A 5,294-nucleotide genomic window follows, 5' to 3' on the forward strand; every position below is an offset into this window, starting at 1 on the left:
CGTAAATTTTGGCATTAACTTGTCAGAAAACTGGCCGGTATAAATAAATTTCACCAATGATTTAACTTCCGGTTGCGCAGGAATCAATTTGAGTACCCTATCCATCCCCGAGACATAACTATCTATCTCAAACTTTAGAGAATCCTGAGCAGTACTGTTTACAATGGTTTGAGCATAAGAGAAAAAAGGGTACAAAAACGTAAAAACGAAAAGAATCAACTTGAAAGCCTGCGTTATTTTCATTAAATCATCCCGACATCCGGTAATTAAAGATAATAAATTTTATCTATTCCTTCAACTTTACATGCTGGTAAGACCTGATCATAACAGGCCCCAACAGGCCGGACAGCGTCAAATGCGAACGTTCATCCCAGAATTTGTGAGAAGTAAAAGTAACACGCTTTGAATCTCGTTCGGCAGGCTTACTAAGCCAGTCCGGCCACGTTTCCGGATTGTCATTCTTCCATTTTACATCATCAGGAATCCGTGCATCCCCAATCAGGCGGTTTGGCCACAAATTAGTAACCCGTATCTCCAGCTGATTTTTCCCTTTTCGTACCACATCTCCCAGCTCAACCCGAAAAGGCGCTTTCCAGATCACACTCAGATTTTTCCCATTTACAAAAACCTCCGCAATCACGCCGACTGTGCCAAGGTCCAATTCCAGAGAATTTCCTTCACGGACCAGATCATCTTTCAATACAAATTTTTTCCTGTAAACTGCCGTTCCCGAAAAATAACGTATACCCTCTTCATCTGCCAAAGGCCATGAGATCAACTGTGGAAATACGGTCTTTTGAGGTGCACCCAAATTTGGCGGAAAGCTCAGTTCCCAGGGGCCAGTTAGCTCAACAGGTTTAGGCATTCCTGTTACTGTGGCCGTTTTAACTAAACCGGAAGACCTGCGATAAGTGATCTTTCCCGCACGTGGAGTAACCCAGGTCAGGACGCCATTTTCACGAACAAGCCTCGGCTCAGGCGTATCCAGTTCCAGGTGGACCAGGCCTCCTGTTTGAACAGCAATACGATACGTTTCACCTTCCGACAAATACGTTAATCGAAGTTCTTTTTTGCCATCGCCGGATGTAGCTTTTCCAAATAAACTGTCTGTAACCGGAAACACCAGCATATTTGCTGCGACCAGATCCCTGACCTTCTCTGTAAAATCATAAATTGGATACTTTGGAGGGACATTCTCAAATCCAGGAGGAAACTTTCCATACAAAGCCCGGATTAACCGAAATCCTTTTTTATCCGCTTTAATGTCCAGATGCTCATTCTCTTGCAGACGCAGCTGCTTTCGCTGTCCATCCATTTCATATACCGCGCGCAGCTCCTTTAAAGATCCCGCCGCCGGATCACCACCTGCAAGCGCATTATCAGCAGAAAAACGAATCGTACCTTTTGCCATGCGTTCAATCAACACATCCGTCACATCAACCATGCCTTCAGGCAGAAAGGTACCATACTCTGCCTTCAAAATCTTTAAACCGGCAAGCGGTTTTAAAATCTGATGCCCCAGCTCAGTTTTTACACTGGTGATCTGGTCAGCAGATTTCATTTGATTATCGTGTGCAGCACTACCTCCGCGAAAAACAACAAAAACAGATCCGTTGGCGTCGAATGTGATTGGGATCTCTGTACTGTTGCCCGGCCCATTCTGCCAAACCAGCACATCCTCCACTTTCCCTGTTTCTGGATTCCAGAATTCCGGCTTTCTCCCCGCATCCCGGAACCGGCATAACTCCGTACGCCTGACACTTTGTGAACTCGACACAAAATAGATATCATCCAGGCCAACTTTTCTATGAATAAAATTCAGATCAGACCCTGTCGCACTGGCTGAAAAATCTGGCGAGAGGCCCTTCATATCCAGAGGCCTAGCCACCGAAGACCCACTCACCAAATTACCATTCCATATTTCATCAGCCAGTTTGGCAACCTTCACATCACAGTCCGGATAACCCTGAAGACCTGGAGATTTCACAGGCTTAGTGCCCGATATGACCGCACCCGCCCCAGCCAGTGCTCTAATTTTCATGAGCAGTTCCGGAGTAGCCCATTTCGAATCAGGAAGCAATAACCTTCTGTAAGGCCCGCCGCTACGCGTATAGATAATACCATCCTTCACTGTCAAAAGCGCCAGCTCATCCGGCCCAATCTGATCATAATCATATCCAAAAGCTTTAATATCAGAACGCAGCAGGGCATCATTCGGAGCAGACTCTCCGGTAAAAACCAGAATATACGCTACATTCCTGCCCTGCTGCAGCAAGAACTGCGACCGCGCAACATAATCCATGTAACCCCGGCTTTGCTCCCACCAGGTATTCAGGCGGTTCATCTCCATACCATACACCCCAAATGTCATCCCGGGCCCAATATTCCAGGGCTGATGGATATAAGTATGGAAAAGAAAGCGGTTCACCCCCTCTGCCCACACCTGGTCGCCCACTGCTTTCAGTGTAGCAGGATGATTAAGCCAACCACCGAAACTGGTAAAAGCCTCGGCACCAACAATCGAATTTCCTTTCAAATGAGAGATCGATGCCGCCAGCCTTGGTGATTCCAGAAAGAGCTTATTCCCGATCCAAAACTCACCCATCACCACATCACCGCTTGCGCCAGCCTTCATGGACTCAAACGGACCGCCATAAGGCTCAACGGAAAACTTCATCCCGCTCTTATGGCACAACTCTCTAAAATAACCATAATAATTTTCAGCGATCAGGTCACTTACCGTCTTACGGAAGTCCCAAAGAAACCGCTCAGCGATTTCGCCGCTCTCCACATAATACCCCGCCAACTCAGGCAAAAAAGTAATACAATCATAACTCCGGCGTTTTCTAAACTCCTCTGCAAAACCAACAGTCCAGTTGTTACAGCCTACCTCATAACTGTCAATCAGACAATTGGTAAGCGACGATCCTACAAGAGGCCCCAGTTTATCCAGAACCGGCTTTACCCCTCCCGCCCAGTAAGCATCGACCGCAAAACGGCTCATTTTATCACATTCCAGGCCACGTCCGCCCGACCCGGCAGGGTGGTTTTCCGTACCATTTGGTGTATGCCCAAACCTTAAAATGATCCAGTCACCGCTAGGCGCTTTCCAGTCCAGCGTACCATCAGCAGACATCCTTGAACTCAAATCAACAATATCAGCCTTCCTAACCAGCGCAGATCTTTCGATCACTTTATCATCCGGATCCATATGCGTGCGGAAGGCATTGCCTGAAAGCGCCTTAAGACTTAATTCATCAATCCGCTGATTACCGGCAGGCGTCGGAAAAGCAATCACAGCGATGTCTTTATAATAATTGAATTTTGCAGCCGGCTGAACCAGCTTTTGATGAAGCACAGCATCTCCTTTTATCCTTACCTCACTAAAAACAACGGTCTGCATCCCATGCTCCGGACTTACCCAGGGCCCGCCGCTCGATGACCAGCCTGCACTGTTATGAAACCCGATCTCCAATCCCAACCGTTTAGCTTCCGATACCGCAAAATGAAAAAGATCCAGCCATTTCGGACTCAGATATGCAGCCGGGCCTTCCGGATATCCCAGATCAACATTAAACAACTGAGCTTCCTGGATTCCAACCCGCTTCATCGCTTCAAGATCAGCAGTGATCCCCTCTTTAGACACATTTCCGTTTACCCAGTGCCACCAGGTGCGCGGCTTTGCCGAAGCAGGCGGATTTTTAAACCCAGACCGCAGAACATCATTCTGCGCGCCAGTAGGAATCTCAGCCAGACATAACCCCAAAACAGCAACGATAAAAAGAATTCTGCTCATTATACTTGATTAGATACCAGCCAAGATAATGACAAAACAAGGATGAACCATCCTTAACTATCCTGTTTCAACAATACGTGTTGCGGTTATATCATATGGTGCATTGACATCCTCATCAGCGCCCTGGTTTGGCCGCTATCCGCCTGAAAAACTGTTGCCGTCAGCTGAAAATTTAGCATGGAAGGTAGCGTACATTGGCCCGGATTTGATAGATATGGTCAGTTTATCACCCTTTAATAACTGTTTTCATTTGCCTGGCTCTTTTCGAATAATCATTAAATATTCTGTCCAAAATTATCTTAGCTTTATTCCAACCTGATAACCGAAACTAATCCATGAAAATTATTGCTTTTACATCCATCGCTATTCTTACTTTAGCATCCTGCAACCAAACTAAAACAAATACCGGGAAAGATCCATTAAGCATCACCGGAACATGGAAATTAGTATCCAGTCAGGCAATAACAAAAGGCGATACAGTAAATACCACACCACAAAACAATGTGGAAATGATCAAAATTATAAATGACACGCATTTTGCATTCTTCCAGCATGACCTAAACAAAGGCAAAGACACGACTGCGCTTTATTCTTCAGGAAGCGGGACTTACACCCTGGAAGGAGACAGTTACACCGAACATCTCGAATATTGCATTGCCCGTGAATGGGAAGGTCATGAGTTTAAATTTACTGTAACGCTTAAAAAAGACACTTTAATTCAACGTGGAATTGAAAAGATCGAAAACTTGAATGTTAACAGGGAGATTACAGAGATTTATATCAGGAAGTGATGTTAAATCATAATGAGAAGCACTTATGTTCTCCTCATTATGATTACAGGGCAATTGCATCAATGATTGCAATAAAAAGCCCAGCTCAAATTTCCATTAGCGGCAGGCTGAAACTAAAAGTTGAACCTTTACCAAACTCACTTTCCGCCCAGATCTCACCCTGATGCCGGCGAACGATCTCCGAACACAGGTACAAACCGATCCCGAACCCGGAAATAGAGAACATATGGTTGCCCTCCACACGGTAATAACGGTCAAATATCCTGGAAAGGTCATCAGGCTTTATACCCATTCCCTGATCTGTCACGCTGAAGTTTACCGCACCATCAACTTTGGCGCACGCCACACTGATGGTGCTTCCAGCTGGTGAATATTTTACAGCATTGCTGATCAGGTTATGGATCACCTGGCCGATCTTGTCCCGGTCAGCACGGACAAAGGAGATTTCGGCAGGCTCAAAGACTACCCTATGACTCGAAATGGTAGTCAGAGACTCCTCTTCCGCATCCTTAATCAAGAGGGCAAGATCAAACATCTGGAGCTCTATATGGATCTTACCGGCTTCCAATCTGGAAACGTTCAAAAATCCGTTGATCATGCCCGTCATTTTCGCTATCTGGGCATTTGCTTTCTCCAATGCACTTACAGCGAAATCATCTCCCCGCTGTTTCATCTTCAGGAGCAGCATCTGGGTGTATCCCTTCATC

Annotated in this window: 4 protein-coding genes; 1 reads left to right on the forward strand and 3 read right to left on the reverse strand. The window is 45.9% G+C overall.

Annotated elements, in window-relative coordinates; translation table 11 throughout:
- A partial coding sequence (locus tag VK541_RS05620) for a hypothetical protein (RefSeq protein ID WP_324367767.1) occupies window positions 1-243 on the reverse strand: 243 nt, incomplete at its 3' end.
- 43 nt (window positions 244-286) lie between these two features.
- Window positions 287-3,796, reverse strand: coding sequence for a glycosyl hydrolase (locus VK541_RS05625; protein WP_324367769.1), 3,510 nt, complete (start codon window positions 3,794-3,796; stop codon window positions 287-289).
- Window positions 3,797-4,131: 335 nt separating this feature from the next.
- Between VK541_RS05625 and VK541_RS05630 the strand changes: the two genes are divergently transcribed.
- Complete coding sequence (locus VK541_RS05630; RefSeq protein ID WP_324367771.1) at window positions 4,132-4,587, forward strand: lipocalin family protein; 456 nt, start codon at window positions 4,132-4,134, stop codon at window positions 4,585-4,587.
- A gap of 85 nt (window positions 4,588-4,672) precedes the next feature.
- Here VK541_RS05630 and VK541_RS05635 read toward each other — a convergent pair.
- Window positions 4,673-5,294 (reverse strand): HAMP domain-containing sensor histidine kinase (locus tag VK541_RS05635; RefSeq protein WP_324367772.1); only part of this gene is annotated, 622 nt, incomplete at its 5' end.

The organism is Pedobacter sp. (assembly GCF_035317785.1).
GTDB lineage: Bacteria > Bacteroidota > Bacteroidia > Sphingobacteriales > Sphingobacteriaceae > Pedobacter.